Genomic DNA, 14,586 nt, shown 5'->3' on the forward strand with positions numbered 1-14,586 from the left:
AGGGGACAGCCCGTGGCTCCCCTGCGGCGGCTGGACATTCACCAGGCCCGCTGCTAAAGTGGCCGCCGTGAGCACCAGCGCAGCCCCCGCCCAGCAGGATCTTGCCGCCGGCCCCCTTCCGGGCGCGGGCGCGGCCAGCCTCTTTGTGCTCGCGGTGGCCCTGGTGCTGCGTCTCTTCCACGTCCTGGCCATCTTCCGGAGCAGTCCGTTCTTCGATGTCCTGCCGGGCGACCTGGGGGCCTACGACCGCTGGGCGCAAAGCATCGTCCAGGAGGGCTGGCTTGGCAAGGAGATCTTTTACCAGGATCCCCTCTACCCGTATTTCCTGGCCGCCATCTACTCGGTCCTCGGCCGCAGTCTTGTGGCCGTCTATCTGATCCAAAGCCTCCTGGGCGCCGCCACCGCCAGCCTGCTGGTGCCCCTGGGCGACCGGCTGGGCAGCCGAGCCGCCGGCCTGACGGCAGGCCTGACCTACGCTGCCTTCGCGCCGGCCATCTTTTTCGATGGCCTCCTGCTCAAAAGCTCCCTGGCGTCCTTCCTGGTGACCGCCTGCCTGGCCATGCTCCTGGCCCGGTCCCCGGGCCGTCCCTGCTGGCGGCAGCTGGCCGCCGGCGCCCTCCTGGGGCTGGCCTGCCTGACCCGAGGCAACTTCCTTCTTCTGCTGCCGGTCCTGGCGGGGCTCCTGGCCTTGGGCCGGCGGACCGGCCTGGGGGGCCGACTTGCCGCCTCAACCCTTTTTGTCGCCGGCAGCCTGGCGGTGCTCCTGCCGGTCATGGCCCGCAACTATGTGGTCGGCCACGACCTTGTGCTCACCACCGCCCAGGCTGGCCAGAACTTTTTCATCGGCCAGAACGAGCGGGCCACGGGCACGTACGTCGGCCTGCCCTTTGTCCGGCCCGACCCCCTCTATGAGCGGCAGGACTTCCACCGGGAGGCGGAGCGCCGGCTGGGCCGCGCCCTGTCCCCCTCCGAGGTCTCCCGGTACTGGCTGGAGGAGGGCTTACGCTTCATCCGGGAAAACCCGAAGCGCTTTGCCGCCCTCAGCTGGCGCAAGGTGCAGCTGTACTTCAACTTCTATGAAATCGCCGACAACCACAACTTCTATTTTCACCGCCGCTACTCGCCGGTGCTGGCCTTCTCGCCGGTCACCTTCGCCCTGGTGGGACCGTTCTGGCTCTGGGGCCTGGCGGTGCTGATCCGATCCCGCACCAGGCCGGCCCTCCTGATGGCAGCCACCCAGCTCGCCTACGGCCTGACCCTGGTGGCCTTCTACATCTTCGACCGCTACCGGGCACCCATGGCGCCCCTGGCCTGTCTGGCTGCGGGGATCGGCCTCGCGGACCTGGTGGCGGTGGCCAGACAGCGCCGGTGGCCACGCCTCGCCGGCCAGCTGGCGCTGGTGGGGCTGGCGGCGGTCTTTGTCAACCATACCGTCATCCCAGCCTTTGACTTCAGCCATTCCCTGGTGGACCAGGGCATCGCCTTCGAGATGAAGGGCCAGCCCGAGAAGGCCCTGGCTTCGTACCAGGAGGCGCTGGCGGTGCAGCCCCTTTACGCCCGGGCCTGGGAGCGTCGCGGCCGCCTGGAGCTGGGCCTTGGCCGCCTGGACGAGGCACGCGCCAGCCTGCGCCGGGCCCTGGAGCTGGATCCCAGAGGGGCCCAGGAGGCCCGGCGCAGCCTCTGGCACCTGGAGCAGCGGCTGCCGCGACGGGAACAGCAGGAGAGTCAGGGGGGGAGCGAATCCAGGTAGGACTTCAGCCGGGCGAAGCTGGTGCCAAAGACCTGCACCTTCTCCTCCTTGCCCCGTACCGACAGGCTCCAGGAGGTGAAGGCCTTGCTGATCTCGGGGAGGTGACGGCCGGTCTCGCCGCCCAGAAGCACATCGGCCCGCAGCTCCGAGGTGAGGTCCTCCAGACGGAAGGCGACGTTGACCGCATCGCCCACCACCGTGTAGTCCCGTCCGCCCTGCACCCCAAGGTTGCCCACCACCGCCTCGCCGGTATTGAGGGCCGCGCCGATGCGCAGGGCCGGATCCGGCCGCACCACCTGGCGCCCCGCTTCCGCGGTGACCGCGGCGATCTCCAGGCACGCCTTGAGGGCGCTCACAATGTTGCGGCGGGTGTCCCGGCCCTCGCCCCAGATGGCCATCACCGCGTCGCCGATGAATTTGTCCACTCGGCCCTCGTGCCGGGTTACCGCGGCATGCACCTGGGTGCTCCACACCTTGAGCAGTTCGGAGACGGTCTCCGGGCCGTGCTGCTCCGCAAACGAGGTAAAGGAGCGGATATCGCAAACCAGGATGGTCACCGTCGCCCGTTTAAGAAAGGCCACGGTGGCCTCCGCCAGGTCTTCGTCCATGGCTGGCGCCAGGGTCGGCTCCTCCCGCTGAAACCGCAGCCGGGTCTTGCCCAGGCCCAGGAGGTCACCGCTGTGCAACGGCGTGGGCGTCACCGCCCGCCGGCCGTTGACGAAGGTGCCATTGGAGCTGCCCAGATCCAGGATGTGACAACCGCCGTTCTCCTCGATCTGGAGCATGGCGTGGTTGCGGGAGACCCAGGGAAAAGGCAGGGGTACGTCGCTGGTGGGGGCCCGGCCGAGGACGTAGGTGGCCTTGCCAACGAGATCCCAGCCCCGGGGCTGGTGGTCGCCGTCCGGCAGGATCTCGAGATGGATGGGCAGGGCGGCGCGGCTGTTCATGAGGCAGTAGGCAGAATGGCTCTCCGGGAGAGCAGGTGGCCCTTCGGACCAGGATTTGTCCACTATACCCGTTCAGGGGAAAAAACTGAACCACCTGCCGGCGGCAGGAAAGGACCACCCGGCCAGGAAGAAGACGGCTGAATGACACCAGGGAGCGGAACCGGGGTACAACGAGCGCCGGTCGGACCGCGACCCGCAAGCCATGGATTCCTCCTTGACTTTTCCGCGCCGGCATGGTCAGTGTACCCTCGCAGGTGTGGGAGGGAGAGCTATCGCCATGTGACACGACAACGATCCAATCAAGTGGCGCTCTGGAGACGGGGCACGGCATCCATAGCCAAACGGACTCATGGGGAGGGACCAATGGTGAAAAGGTGGCTGGCAACGCACTGCTGGGAGATCACCAACTGTCAGGTCAAAGAAGGTTGCCCCGCATTCATGCAGCCTGATGTGCCGTGTTGGGACGTCGCCCGAGCGCTCAATGACTACCGCCGCATCTATGGGATCTGCGAGGACTGCATCGTCTACCTGACCAAGCAGGAAAACTCCATCCTTTCTCCCCAGGACATTGAGACCATCCTCGCCCGCAAGGGGGTCTGCCCTCTGGAGGACGAGGCCCGCGAGCATCTGCGCCAGCCCCGGATTCAGCTCCAGGCCCAGGCCTAGGTCCGTCGTCCGCTCTACGACGCCCATGGGGGCAGCGTCCTGCTGTCCCCAGCAGCCTCTTCCCGGCGCCCGCACCGCCAACCGGTCGCCGGCGACGGGGTAGGGTTGCTTCGTGCCCGCCTGCCCGGGCAGCTCCCGGCCTCAGGTCAACACGGCGCCAGCCTCCCCTTTGCCCCTCGTCCCGTTCCCCGCTCCACTCAGGTCTGCTCGGACTTGAGCACGGAGAGGAAGGCCTTCTGGGGGATGGCGACGTTGCCCACCGTCTTCATCCGCTTCTTGCCCTCCTTCTGCTTCTCCAAAAGCTTGCGCTTGCGGGTGATGTCGCCGCCGTAGCACTTGGCAGTGACGTCCTTGCGCAGGGCGGAGATGGTCTCCCGGGCGATGATCGTGCCGCCGATCGCCGCTTGGATGGCGATCTTGAACATGTGGCGGGGGATGGTCTCCCTGAGCTGCTGGCAGGCGTGCAGGCCCCGTTCCCGGGCGCGAGCCCGGTGGACCAGCTGGGACAGGGCGTCCACCCGCTCGCCGTTGACCAGGATGTCGAGCTTCACCAGATCCGTCTGCCGGTAGTCGTAGAGTTCGTAGTCGAAGGAGCCGTAGCCCTGGGTGATGGACTTCAGCCGGTCATAAAAATCGTAGATCACCTCGGCCAGGGGCAGCTCGCAACCCAGCTCGATGCGGCCAGGCACCGGGTAGTGGTGGCGGATGTTGTCGGCCCGCCTCTCCATGCACAGCGTCATGACCGGCCCCATGTACCGCTCCGGCATGAGGATGGTGGCCCGGATGTACGGCTCTTCGATATGCTCGATGCGACCCGGATCCGGGAAGTAGCTGGGGTTGTCGATCTCCTGGAGCTGGCCGTCGGTGAGGAAGAAGCGGTACAGCACGGTGGGCGCGGTCATCACCAGGGAGATGTCGAACTCCCGCTCCAGGCGCTCCTGGGTGACCTCCAGGTGGAGCAGGCCCAAAAAGCCGCAGCGGAAGCCGAAGCCCAGGGCAGCCGACGAGTCCTTCTGGAAGGACAGGGAGGCGTCGTTGAGCTTGAGCTTCTCCAGGGCGGTGGCCAGGTCCTCGTAGTCGTCGGTGGATACCGGGTAGAGGGAGGAAAAGACCACCTGCTTCACCGGCTTGAAGCCGGGCAGGGCCTCAGTGCACGGCCGGTCCTTGAGGGTGATGGTGTCGCCGACCCGGGTATCATCCACCGTCTTGACCCCGGCGATGATGTAGCCCACCTGGCCGGCCACCAGCTCCGCCACCGGCTGGCGCTGGATGCGGAACAGGCCCACCTCCTCCACCCGGTAGGCAGCCCGGTTGGAGAGGAAGAGGATGGTATCGCCGGCCTTGAGACGGCCCTGCACCAGCCGGCAGGAGATGATGGTCCCCCGGTAGGAATCGTACCAGGCGTCGAAAACCAGGGCCTGCAGGGGCGCATCGGGATCGCCCTTGGGCGGCGGCAGGCGCTCCACCACCGCCTCCAGGATCTCGGCCACGCCGGTGCCCTCCTTGGCGGAGCAGCGCTGGATCGATTCTTTGTCCAGGCCCAGATCCTCCTCGATCTGGGCCGCCACCCCCTCCGGGTCGGCGGCCGGCAGGTCGATCTTGTTGATGACCGGGATGACCGCCAAATCGTGCTCCATGGCCAGATACAGATTGGCCAGGGTCTGGGCCTCGATGCCCTGGGCCGCGTCCACCAGCAGGATCGCCCCCTCGCAGGCGGCCAGGGCCCGGGAAACCTCGTAGGAGAAGTCCACATGGCCCGGGGTATCCACGAGGTTCAGGAGGTACTCCCGGCCGTTCTTGGCCCGGTAGGGCAGGCAGATGGTCTGGCTCTTGATGGTGATGCCCCGCTCCCGTTCGATATCCATGCTGTCCAGGATCTGATCCCGGAAATCCCGGGCTGCGACCAGATTGCACAGCTGGATGAAGCGGTCGGCCAGGGTGGACTTGCCGTGGTCGACATGGGCGATGATGCAGAAATTGCGGATAAGGTCCATCGGCAGGGGTCCTGGGCAAGGGGATCCGGCACGTCCGGGATACAGGGAAACACGTATAAGTAGCACAGGAAACGAACAATGACCAGGAAAAAGCGGCTGGCGGGCCAGGATCGTGGGAATGGGCGATTGACTTTCAGGGGCAGCCGTGAATAATGGGGGCCATGCGACCGTCCGAGGATTCCTATGAAACCGAGTTCATACCGCCCGAGGCGTCCGAGAGGCCAGAAAGGGAGAGACGACCGCCCAGGCCCAGGGAATACGCTCTGGTGCCGGCGGACCCCGAAGGCGGGCATCTGCCGGCGGTGGCCCCCACCGGCCTCCACCGCTACCTGCGGGAGATCAGCCAATACCCCCTCCTCTCCCGGGAAGATACCGAGGCCCTGGCCATCCGCTTCCACGAGCAGCGGGACCCGGAGGCGGCCTATGCCCTGGTGACCGCCAACCTGCGGCTGGTGGTCAAGGTGGCCATGGATTTCCAGAAGTACTGGATGCAGAACTTCCTTGATCTGATCCAGGAAGGCAACGTCGGTCTGGTGCAGGCGGTGAAGAAGTTCGATCCTTACCGGGGCGTCAAGTTCTCCTATTACGCCGCCTATTGGATCCGGGCCTACATCCTCAAGTTCATCATGGACAACTGGCGCCTGGTCAAGGTCGGCACCACCCAGGCCCAGCGCAAGCTCTTCTTCAGCCTCAACAAGGAGCGCCGGCTCCTGGAGGGCCAGGGCTTCAAGCCGGAGACCAAGCTCCTGGCCGAGCGGCTGCAGGTCAAGGAGAGCGAGGTCATCGAGATGAGCCAGCGCATGGACCACTGGGATGTCTCCCTGGAGGCACCGGTCCGGGAGGGCTCCGATGACGAGCAGAAGGCCTTTCTGCCCCAGGGCGGGCCGGGTGTCGAGGAGGCGGTGGCCGATCGGGAGGCCAGCGAGCAGCTGCAAGCTGTCCTGGCTCGCTTCCGCGACCGCCTCAACCCCAAAGAGCTGGCCATCATCCACGATCGGCTCCTCACCGACGAGCCCCGCACCCTGCAGGACATCGCCGACCAGTTCGGCATCTCCCGGGAGCGGGTGCGCCAGATCGAAAGCAATCTCCTGAAGAAGCTCCGCACCTTTCTCGAGGCCGAGCTGCCGGACGTCCGGGACTTCCTGGACGTGCCCGCCGGCCGTCTCTGAGCCCCACGCCGCCGGTGAGTCCGGCAGACCCGCTCATCCCCCCGCCGCCTTCGCGCGACACAGCCTTCGCTCCGCCGGCCGCCTGACGCCAGAGATGCCTGACTGCCGCCGCAAGGCCTGATGGGCCGAGGGGCGCGGCGGCAGAGCGCGGAAGGCCGCCGGCAACCCCGCTATTGCGGCCGCGTGCCCCCCACTACCGGCGGAACAGCAGCTTTCACCGGCAACTCCGCGATCAACCGTGCCAAGACCAGAATGTCAAGAAGCGGTGGCCGATCGAGATGCGGGGTGCGCACCTCATAATCGACACGCCGCCGGATTCTGCAGAAGAGCGGCTGCGCCCGCGGCAAGAATATGAGGATTGTGCTCATGCCCATTTTTTCTCTTGACAACGATATCGCCCCACATCTACATTGCGCCGCATTGGTTGGGTGAAGTTGGTACTAATAGCAGCCTAGCCTACTATTACTGGTCGGGCGATAGCAGCCGGATCTGCGGGAGCACTGCATCCTGGCGCTGGCGATCCATGTCTGGTGTTTTTGCGCGCGCAGGCCTTGTTGTCCGGTGATGGTCGGCGAAGACCTCAGGAGGTTGCCCATGAAACGGCGTGTTGCCACGGCAGTAGCGCTGATGATGCAGTTGTCCACAGTCGCATCGGCTCCTGCTGCCAGTCAGACCGACATTGATCGTGCCTGGAACAAAGGCCTGGCCTGGCTCATGCAGAGCCAGCAGGCGGACGGCAGCTGGCGAAGCGGGCCGGGCCTTGCTGTCCAGGCCACGGCCAGCGCGATCCAGGCCTTCAGCCAAGCCGGCCTGAAAACGGGCTACACCTATCTGGCCGGCGTCGCCTGGCTGGGCAATGCGGAGCCGGCCAGTGTTGACGCCCTGGCCCGGCAGACGGCGGCCCTCAAGCTGGCCGGCGAGGAGGTCACCGGCCTGGGCAGCCGGTTGTTGGCCTGGAGGAATCCCGGGAAGGGCTGGGGCACCCTGGCGGGCCATGCCAGCTCCCTGCCGGATACACCTTTGGCGATGACGGCCGCCCTGGACGCCAAGGGCAAGGGCTACTCCAGTGCCGACATCAGCCAGGCCCTCTGTGCGATCATGCCGGCGCAGATCCTTCCCAGCTATCTCTGGGGCTATGTCGCCGCTCCTTTCTCGGTCACCGAGTTTCCTGAGCCCCGGCTGCAGGGCGGCGCCATCATCCCCACCGCCTACGTCACGCTGGCCCTGCATCGGCTCAACAACGACACCAGCAGTGACAGTGGGGGCGTCTCCCGACCGCATCAGGCCACCTGCTTTGGGGGGACCTACTACGCCAGCACCGTCATCACCACCGGCGTCACGGGGCTTCTCGCCCGGCGCCACGCTGATGGCGGCTTCGGGGACGACGACACCAGCCAAGTCATGGAGACGGCCCTGGTCTACCAGGTGCTCAGGACGATCCAGCCTGCGGATCCGGCCATCGGCCCGGCCTTGGACTTCCTCCTGGGCCGACAGGAGAGCGCTGGCAGCTGGCAGGCGGATGCCTTCCACACCGCCCTGGTCCTCAGCGCTCTGCCGGCGCCGACCGCCCTGACCGACACCGACAAGGATGGCGTCCCTGATGGCGTGGAGGCGGTGCTGGGCCTGAACCCGGCTCTGGCCGATTCGCGCTGCCTGGCCACCGGCGAGTGTCGGACCGGCACCCTGCCGGCAGCGACCCAGCTGGCGGCTGCGGAGCCACCGGCCGCCGCTCCCTCGCTGGCAGCAGGGCCTCGTCCGGTTGCCGCCGCGGGCGACCATCAGGGGGACGCCCCCTGGCCAGCAGGCCTCGGACCGCCGGATCTGGAGCTGTTCATCGCCGGCAGCGCCATCGCCGCCGATCTCCTGGAAGGGTCCCTGGCGGGCATCTTCCAGCCGGGCAGCCTGCAGGTCTTTTTCCCCGCCCCCGGCGCGGACGACACGCCGGAGGACGGCTTCCGGGCCATCCTTGGCCGGCTGGCTGCTCGTGTGCCGGAGCTGTCCGGCAGGACCGTCCTCGTCCATTTCCGGGGCCTGGGCGGCTCCTATGAAGGGGTGGTGCCGGTGGGCCGCGGCGAGCCTCTGGCCCGCATGGTCGTTGACGAGCGCTGTCAGGACCCGGAGGCCGACGGCGTCTGGCTCTGTCCTGCCGGCCGCCTGACCGAACAGATCCCGGACGCCGGCATCAGCGAGGTGGCGCCGAGCCTGCACGCAGGCGTGAGCCTGCCACCGGCCGTGGCGGCTTTGACCCTGGACGAGTTGGCGGAGCTCGATGCCGCACCCATCAGCGCCCTGGCCTATGGCATGGCCGCCTCCCGGGCCTTGCTGGACGAAGGCCTTGAGGATCTGAGCCAAGGCGAGGTGGCGGACCTTCTGGCCGGCCGGTACCGGAGCAGCTGGCAAGAGATCGACCGCCGTCTGCCTGACCGGCCGATCACGATCTGCCGTCTGGCCGATGGGGCACAGGCTGCGGCGAACCTCCTGTTCCTGGGGCAGCCCTGCGATCCGGAGGCGCCGGCGCCGGCCGGGGTGGCGGAGGAGGGGCTCCTGGTCGTCGCCAGCTCCACTCCGGAGGGCGTGGCCCAGTGCCTCGGTACTGCCAGCGCCGGTGGTACGGTGAGCCAGGCAGGAGCGGAGGAGAGCATCAGCATGCCGGCCGGCAGCCTGGCGGTGGGTCCGTTGCCGCTGCTGCGCCAGCCGGCGGCCGGGGAGGGCTGGGGCTATGTGCCCATTGATGGCCAGGGGCCTCCCGCCGTGGACGATCCGGCGGCCGGGAGCTACCCGTACATCTGCACCGGCTGGATGCAGTGGCGGCCGGATACCCTGGCGGCCGATGGTGACGAGCGCCTGGCCCTTCTTCAAGAGATCCGCCGGCGTCTGGCTGATCCCGAGGCCATGGCCGGTCTCGGCCCAGCGGCTCTTCCCCCTGAAGAGGCCCAGGACATGGGCTGTCCGGAGGTGCTGCCGTGAGCTGCCGATCCGCGAACCGTCTACCTGCCTGCAAGGAGAGCATCATGGCCGCCCTCTTGTCCTCCCTGGTCACCGGGCTTATCCTCCTCGCGGTCACCTCGGCCCAGGCCATGGTGGCGCCCATCCCGGACGAGGTGCTGCAGAAGGTGGTGGCACCCCGGACCCGCTCCGTCAAGCCCGGTCTTCCCGAGGCGGTGCGGGAGAGCCTCGACCGGAGTGTTCAGATCCTGGCCCAGATCGAGGCCGAGCCCGGGGCTGGGGGGGATTCCGCCCAGGATGGGCCCTCGTTGAGGGGGAAAGGAGAGGATCTGGCCGCGGAAAGGGCAACGTTGGCCTCTCTGCACGAACAGGCCCGGCAGCAGTTGGCGCTGTGGCGGGAGAAATCCCAGGCCCTCGGCCTGGACCAGCAGGTTGCTGCCCTGGATGAGCTGGCCGCGCAGGTAGGGGAGCGGTTCGCGGCTGCGGATGCAGCACTGGGCACCGTGCTGGGAGAAGGCCTTGCGGCCCCTCCCCAGGCGGCCGCTTCGGCGAAAACGGTGCTCGAAGGGCTTCTGGACCAGTCCCTGGCCAAGGCGGAGCCGGTGCCGGAGGGACCCATCGAGACCTTGCGCCAGGTCAGGCCCCTCAAGAGCCGGCCGCAGCCTGTGGCCGCGGAGCCGCCGCGGTATGTGGTGGCGCCGGCCGGTGGCAGCAGCCCCAAGGCTGGGCCCACGGCACTTGAAGCCGGGCCGGGCCGATCCGCCCTGACCACGGCCGTGGAGGCCTGCGGCTGCACCGAGGCCGATCTTGGCCAGGACCAGGAAGAGGTCCGCCAGACCCCGGAGATCCGGGAGCTGGCCGCCAAGCTCGACTACTCGCCCCGCAAGATCTACCAGTATATCTACGAGAACATCGAATTCGAGCCCTATTACGGCTCCCTGAAGGGCGCCCAGGGCACCCTGATCTCCGGGGCCGGTGGGGCCACGGACCAGGCCTCGCTCCTCATCGCCCTGTTGCGGGCCTCGGACATCCCGGCCCGGTATGTCAGGGGCGTGATCACGGTCAGGGACGAGAACCCGGCGGGGGCGAACGGCCGCGGCCCCCGATGGCTGGGCGCCAAAGGCTACAACGGTGCCCAGGCCATCCTCGCCAGTGGCCTGAACCCGGCGGCTGAAGTGATCGTCAATCAGACACAACAGGCGGTGGGTATCGAGCTGGCTCACGTCTGGGTCGAGGCCTGTGTGCCGTACGGCCACTATCGGGGCGCCCAGATCGATGACAGCGGCCACCGCTGGCTTCCCCTCGACCCCAGCTTCAAGAACAAGACCTACCAGCCAGGTATTGCCCACAACACCAACTTCGACTACACCACGTACCTCGCCGAGCGCCAGAACGGCCCGGACAGCCTGCCCCACGAGGCCTATGCCCAGCAGGTGCTGGCCAATATCCGCACCAGAACTTCCGATCCCAAGCCTGACGCCACCCTGCAGGATGTGCCGTACAAAGGCACGATCACGCCGCAGCAGCTGGACGTGCTGCCTTCCTCCCTTCCCTACGAGGTGAAGGACTTCACCAAGTGGGAGGAGGAAAATCCGACTTCTGGGTCCGAAGCCGCCAGCCTGCCCCCGCGCCATCGCTACCAGTTCCGGGTCACGATCCGCAATGGGGACAACGACTTTCTTCTGGAGAGAACCCTGCCCATGCCGGACACAGTCCTCCGGCGGATCACCCTGTCCTTCAAGGGCGCCACCCCGGCGGATCAGACCGTCCTGGACGCGTGGGAGGGTTGTCCCTACGAGTTGTGGGATGCTTGGCTTGATCCGATTTGCCCGTCCCTCAGTGGGATCAACGTGCTTCCGGTTGTCAAGGTGGAAGGCGTGGAGATCGGCGTGGGCAGGAGTGACCGCCCCCTCCCTGTCACCTCGGAGAACAACCGCTTGCACCTCCAGGTTCTGCTGCCCGAGCTTGACCTCGACGGCGACTGCACCCCCCAGTACCCCCCGCCACCCCTGCCCGGCAGCCCCGAGCCCGACCCCTCCTTCAGCGATGCCTGCGCCAACAAGGCTGCCTACACCAATATCAGCGCCGCCAACTACCATGCCCTGCAGGCGTATGGCTTCCAGACTTCGAACCAGCTGCTCGAGGAGCGGGCGGCCAGGCTGCTGGCCAGTGTCAACACCACCCCTGCCCCAGCCACCAACCTCGAGGAGACGGAAGGGGAATACCTGCATCTGGTGGGCCTCAAGTACATGCGCTACTGTGCGGATGCCTTCAAGCTTGTCGGCGCGCTGGATGGGGGATCCGGTAACAGCGGCAACCACCTGGGTCTGACCTCCGGCCAGATGCGGGTGCATTATGTGTTCGATCTACCGTTTGGCGTCAGCCGTACCGGATTTCTCGTCGACGTTCCGGGCGGCCTGTCAGCCAACGCGAAGCTCGACACCGGGGCCTTTGTCTGGAAGACCTTCCTTCTTTCAGGCTACGCCGCGTCCGCATACGAGTCCTACATCTGGCAGGAGAATGCCCACATCGACGCGGTGTCGACGGTGCGAGGCGTGCAGTTCGCCAAGGAGAACGAGGTTCCCCTCCTGACCATCAATGCGACGAACTGGGACACCCAGAGCCCCAAGCTCACCAGCAACCGGGACAGCCGCTACAACTATCCGGATGCCCTCGTCCAGCAGCTCCACACCGACTACATCCAGAAGGGATTCACCGTCAAGGCGCCCAAGAGCCTTATCCAGTACGACGACTGGAAGGGAGCGGTCTATTTCACCGAAAACAGCGCCAAGGGGAAGGCGAGCTTCATCATCAGCCGCTATGCTGGCGGCTTCACGACAGGGCAGTCGCTGTCCTTCGGCCTGGATATCGACCTGAACACCGGTTTCCATTCCAGCATCCTGAACGACAACTGGAGCTCCCTCGACTACATGATGGACTGGATCTACCAGCCACCGGTCACCATCGGCGGTGGCGGCGTCAGCACCGGCTGGACCCAGTACAACACCACGGCGGCTGACCCGGTCAACATGGTGACCGGCAACATGTACCACATGGAGCGGGACATCGAGATTCCGGGGCGTGGCGGCCTGCCCATGGTCTTCGAGCGCTCCTACAACAGCCGGGCGCCCAAGGACGGGCCGTTGGGCTATGGCTGGACCCACAGCCTCAACCATTACCTGAGCTTTCTCGGGGTGGAGAACGGCGAGGCCAAGATCTCGTGGGTGGACGGCACCGGCGCCGAGAAGATCTTCTCCACCACCTCGCACGTGAGCGGCCTGGTGTACGCGGGCACGGTGATGACCAACCCGCCGGGATTCTTTTGCACCTTCACCCGCAAGCAGAACGGCACCTACGAGATCGTCGAGAAGAACGGCCTCACCTACACCTTCGAGAACGTGAACGGTACCAGCACGGAGGGCGGCAAGGCCAAGCTGCTGTCCATCAAGGATCGCAACGGCAACATGCTGCGGCTCAACTACCATGAAGACGGCAAACTCCGGTTCGTCTACGACGATCTCGACCGCTACCTGGGCTTCGTGTATAACCAGGACAACCGCATCAGCACGGTTTTCGATTTCTCCGGACGCGTGCATCAGTATGAATACGATGCCAATGGCAATCTCGAATTCTACCGCAACCCTCTGGCCTACACGTCGCCGGACACTCAGCCGCCGGTGCGCTACACCTACTACACCGCCGCCGACGGCACCTTCCGCGATCACTCCATGAAGAGCTACGAGCTGCCGCGGGGCAATGGCATGACCTTCGAGTACTACATCAATGGCCGGGTGTTTCGTCACACCGACAGCACCGGTGCAGTGCACACCTTCACCTACAACGATTTCCGGCGGGAGACCGTGCAGACTGACCCCAACGGCCACCAGCGCCGTTTCTTCTTCGATGCCTATGGCAACCCGTTGAAGATCATCGAGGAGAACGGTGCCGAGCTGACCTACACCTATGACGAAAACAACCCCTACAACCGGCTCAGCAAGACCGACCCTCTGGGACACCAGACTCAGTACCAGTACGACGCCAACGGCAACGTCGTCAAGACCATCAGCCCACGGTACAGCACGGAGGAGTATTTGGACTTCAACGCCTTCGGCCAGGCGCAGCGGATCAAGGATCACAACGGCAACTACACCGTCCGCAGCTACTCGGCCAAGGGCAATCTGCTGCAGGAGATCCGACTGAAAGAGGGCGTGGTGGTCTCCGCGGTGCCGTACACCCCGGTGCCGGCCGACATCCTCGCCTGGACCCTCTATTCCTACGATGGCTACGGCAACCTGCTGACCACCACGCGGGTGCGGGATGCGGCTGCTGCCCTGGCGGCCATCCAGGCCGGGGACATCAGTGCCCTGGGCCAGGCCAGCACGACGGTGGCCACCACGTACGATGCCAACAGCCTCTACCCCACCCGGATCGAGCGGATTGGCGATCAGAATGGCGACGGCCGGGTGGAGGTGGATGGCGCGGACCCGGTTGACAGCCGGGTGCTGGAATACGATGCCCTCGGCCGGCCGACTAAAGGCATCGACGCTGCCTGGCAGCCCACGGCCTTCACCTATGATCTTCTGGGCCGGAAGGAGACCGGCACCGATGCCGTGGGCCAGGTGCGGCGCTATCTCTATGACGCCAACGGCAACCTGGAGGAGGAGCGCCTCGAGATCGGCGCGGCGCCCAACACGTTCCTGTGGGACCACACGGTCATCGAGTATGACCTGGCGGACCGGAAGGAGGTGGTCACCGACCACGCTGGGGCCCAGACCCGCTACGAGTATGACGCCCTGGGCAATGTCGTCGGGGTGACGGATGCGGACGGCTACCGGCTGGGCTATACCTATGACCCGGCTAACCGGGTGCGGGCAGCCGAGGACCAGGAGGGCAACCGGGCCAGCATCGAGCGGGATCCGGATGGCAAGCCTAAGACGGAGACGGATGCCAACGGCCTGGTCACCACCTACGAGTACTGGGGTGCCAACCGCAACGGCCTGCTCCGCAAGAAGACCCTGCCCAAGGCCGCGGGCTTTGCGGACGGCCGGGCGGTGGAGTACGACTACGATGCTGGCGGCCGGGTCATCGCCATCACCGAATTCGAAGCCCCCCTC

At 66.4% G+C, this 14,586-nt stretch carries 7 protein-coding genes; 5 read left to right on the top strand and 2 right to left on the bottom strand.

What is annotated here, in order from left to right; translation table 11 throughout:
- Positions 1 to 67 precede the first annotated feature (67 nt).
- Positions 68 to 1,750 carry a tetratricopeptide repeat protein gene (locus AB1634_03085; protein ID MEW6218502.1) on the top strand — a complete coding sequence of 561 codons (1,683 nt, stop codon included), beginning with the start codon at positions 68 to 70 and terminating at the stop codon, positions 1,748 to 1,750.
- Here AB1634_03085 and AB1634_03090 read toward each other — a convergent pair.
- Positions 1,726 to 2,697: an adenylate/guanylate cyclase domain-containing protein gene (locus AB1634_03090; protein ID MEW6218503.1), complete on the bottom strand. Its 972-nt coding sequence runs from the start codon at positions 2,695 to 2,697 to the stop codon at positions 1,726 to 1,728. The genes AB1634_03085 and AB1634_03090 overlap by 25 nt on opposite strands.
- 438 nt (positions 2,698 to 3,135) lie before the next feature.
- Here AB1634_03090 and AB1634_03095 point away from each other — a divergent pair, with 438 nt between their 5' ends.
- Positions 3,136 to 3,363 carry a hypothetical protein gene (locus tag AB1634_03095; GenBank protein MEW6218504.1) on the top strand — a complete coding sequence of 76 codons (228 nt, stop codon included), beginning with the start codon at positions 3,136 to 3,138 and terminating at the stop codon, positions 3,361 to 3,363.
- Positions 3,364 to 3,560: 197 nt separating this feature from the next.
- Here the strand turns inward: AB1634_03095 and lepA are convergent, their stop codons facing one another.
- The gene (gene lepA / locus AB1634_03100; GenBank protein ID MEW6218505.1) at positions 3,561 to 5,357 is read right to left on the bottom strand and encodes a translation elongation factor 4; all 1,797 of its coding nucleotides are present in this window, start codon (positions 5,355 to 5,357) and stop codon (positions 3,561 to 3,563) included.
- A 266-nt stretch (positions 5,358 to 5,623) separates the two neighbouring features.
- Here lepA and AB1634_03105 point away from each other — a divergent pair, with 266 nt between their 5' ends.
- The 3 genes from AB1634_03105 to AB1634_03115 form a co-directional block, all read left to right on the top strand.
- Positions 5,624 to 6,526 (top strand): RNA polymerase factor sigma-32, encoded by a 903-nt coding sequence (locus AB1634_03105; GenBank protein MEW6218506.1) that lies wholly within the window; start codon positions 5,624 to 5,626, stop codon positions 6,524 to 6,526.
- A 594-nt stretch (positions 6,527 to 7,120) separates the two neighbouring features.
- Positions 7,121 to 9,493: a hypothetical protein gene (locus tag AB1634_03110; GenBank protein ID MEW6218507.1), complete on the top strand. Its 2,373-nt coding sequence runs from the start codon at positions 7,121 to 7,123 to the stop codon at positions 9,491 to 9,493.
- Between the two features lie 44 nt (positions 9,494 to 9,537).
- On the top strand, positions 9,538 to 14,586 hold a 5,049-nt coding region (locus AB1634_03115; GenBank protein ID MEW6218508.1), incomplete at its 3' end, for a DUF6531 domain-containing protein.

The sequence above is a fragment of the Thermodesulfobacteriota bacterium genome (assembly GCA_040755095.1).
GTDB lineage: Bacteria > Desulfobacterota > Desulfobulbia > Desulfobulbales > JBFMBH01 > JBFMBH01.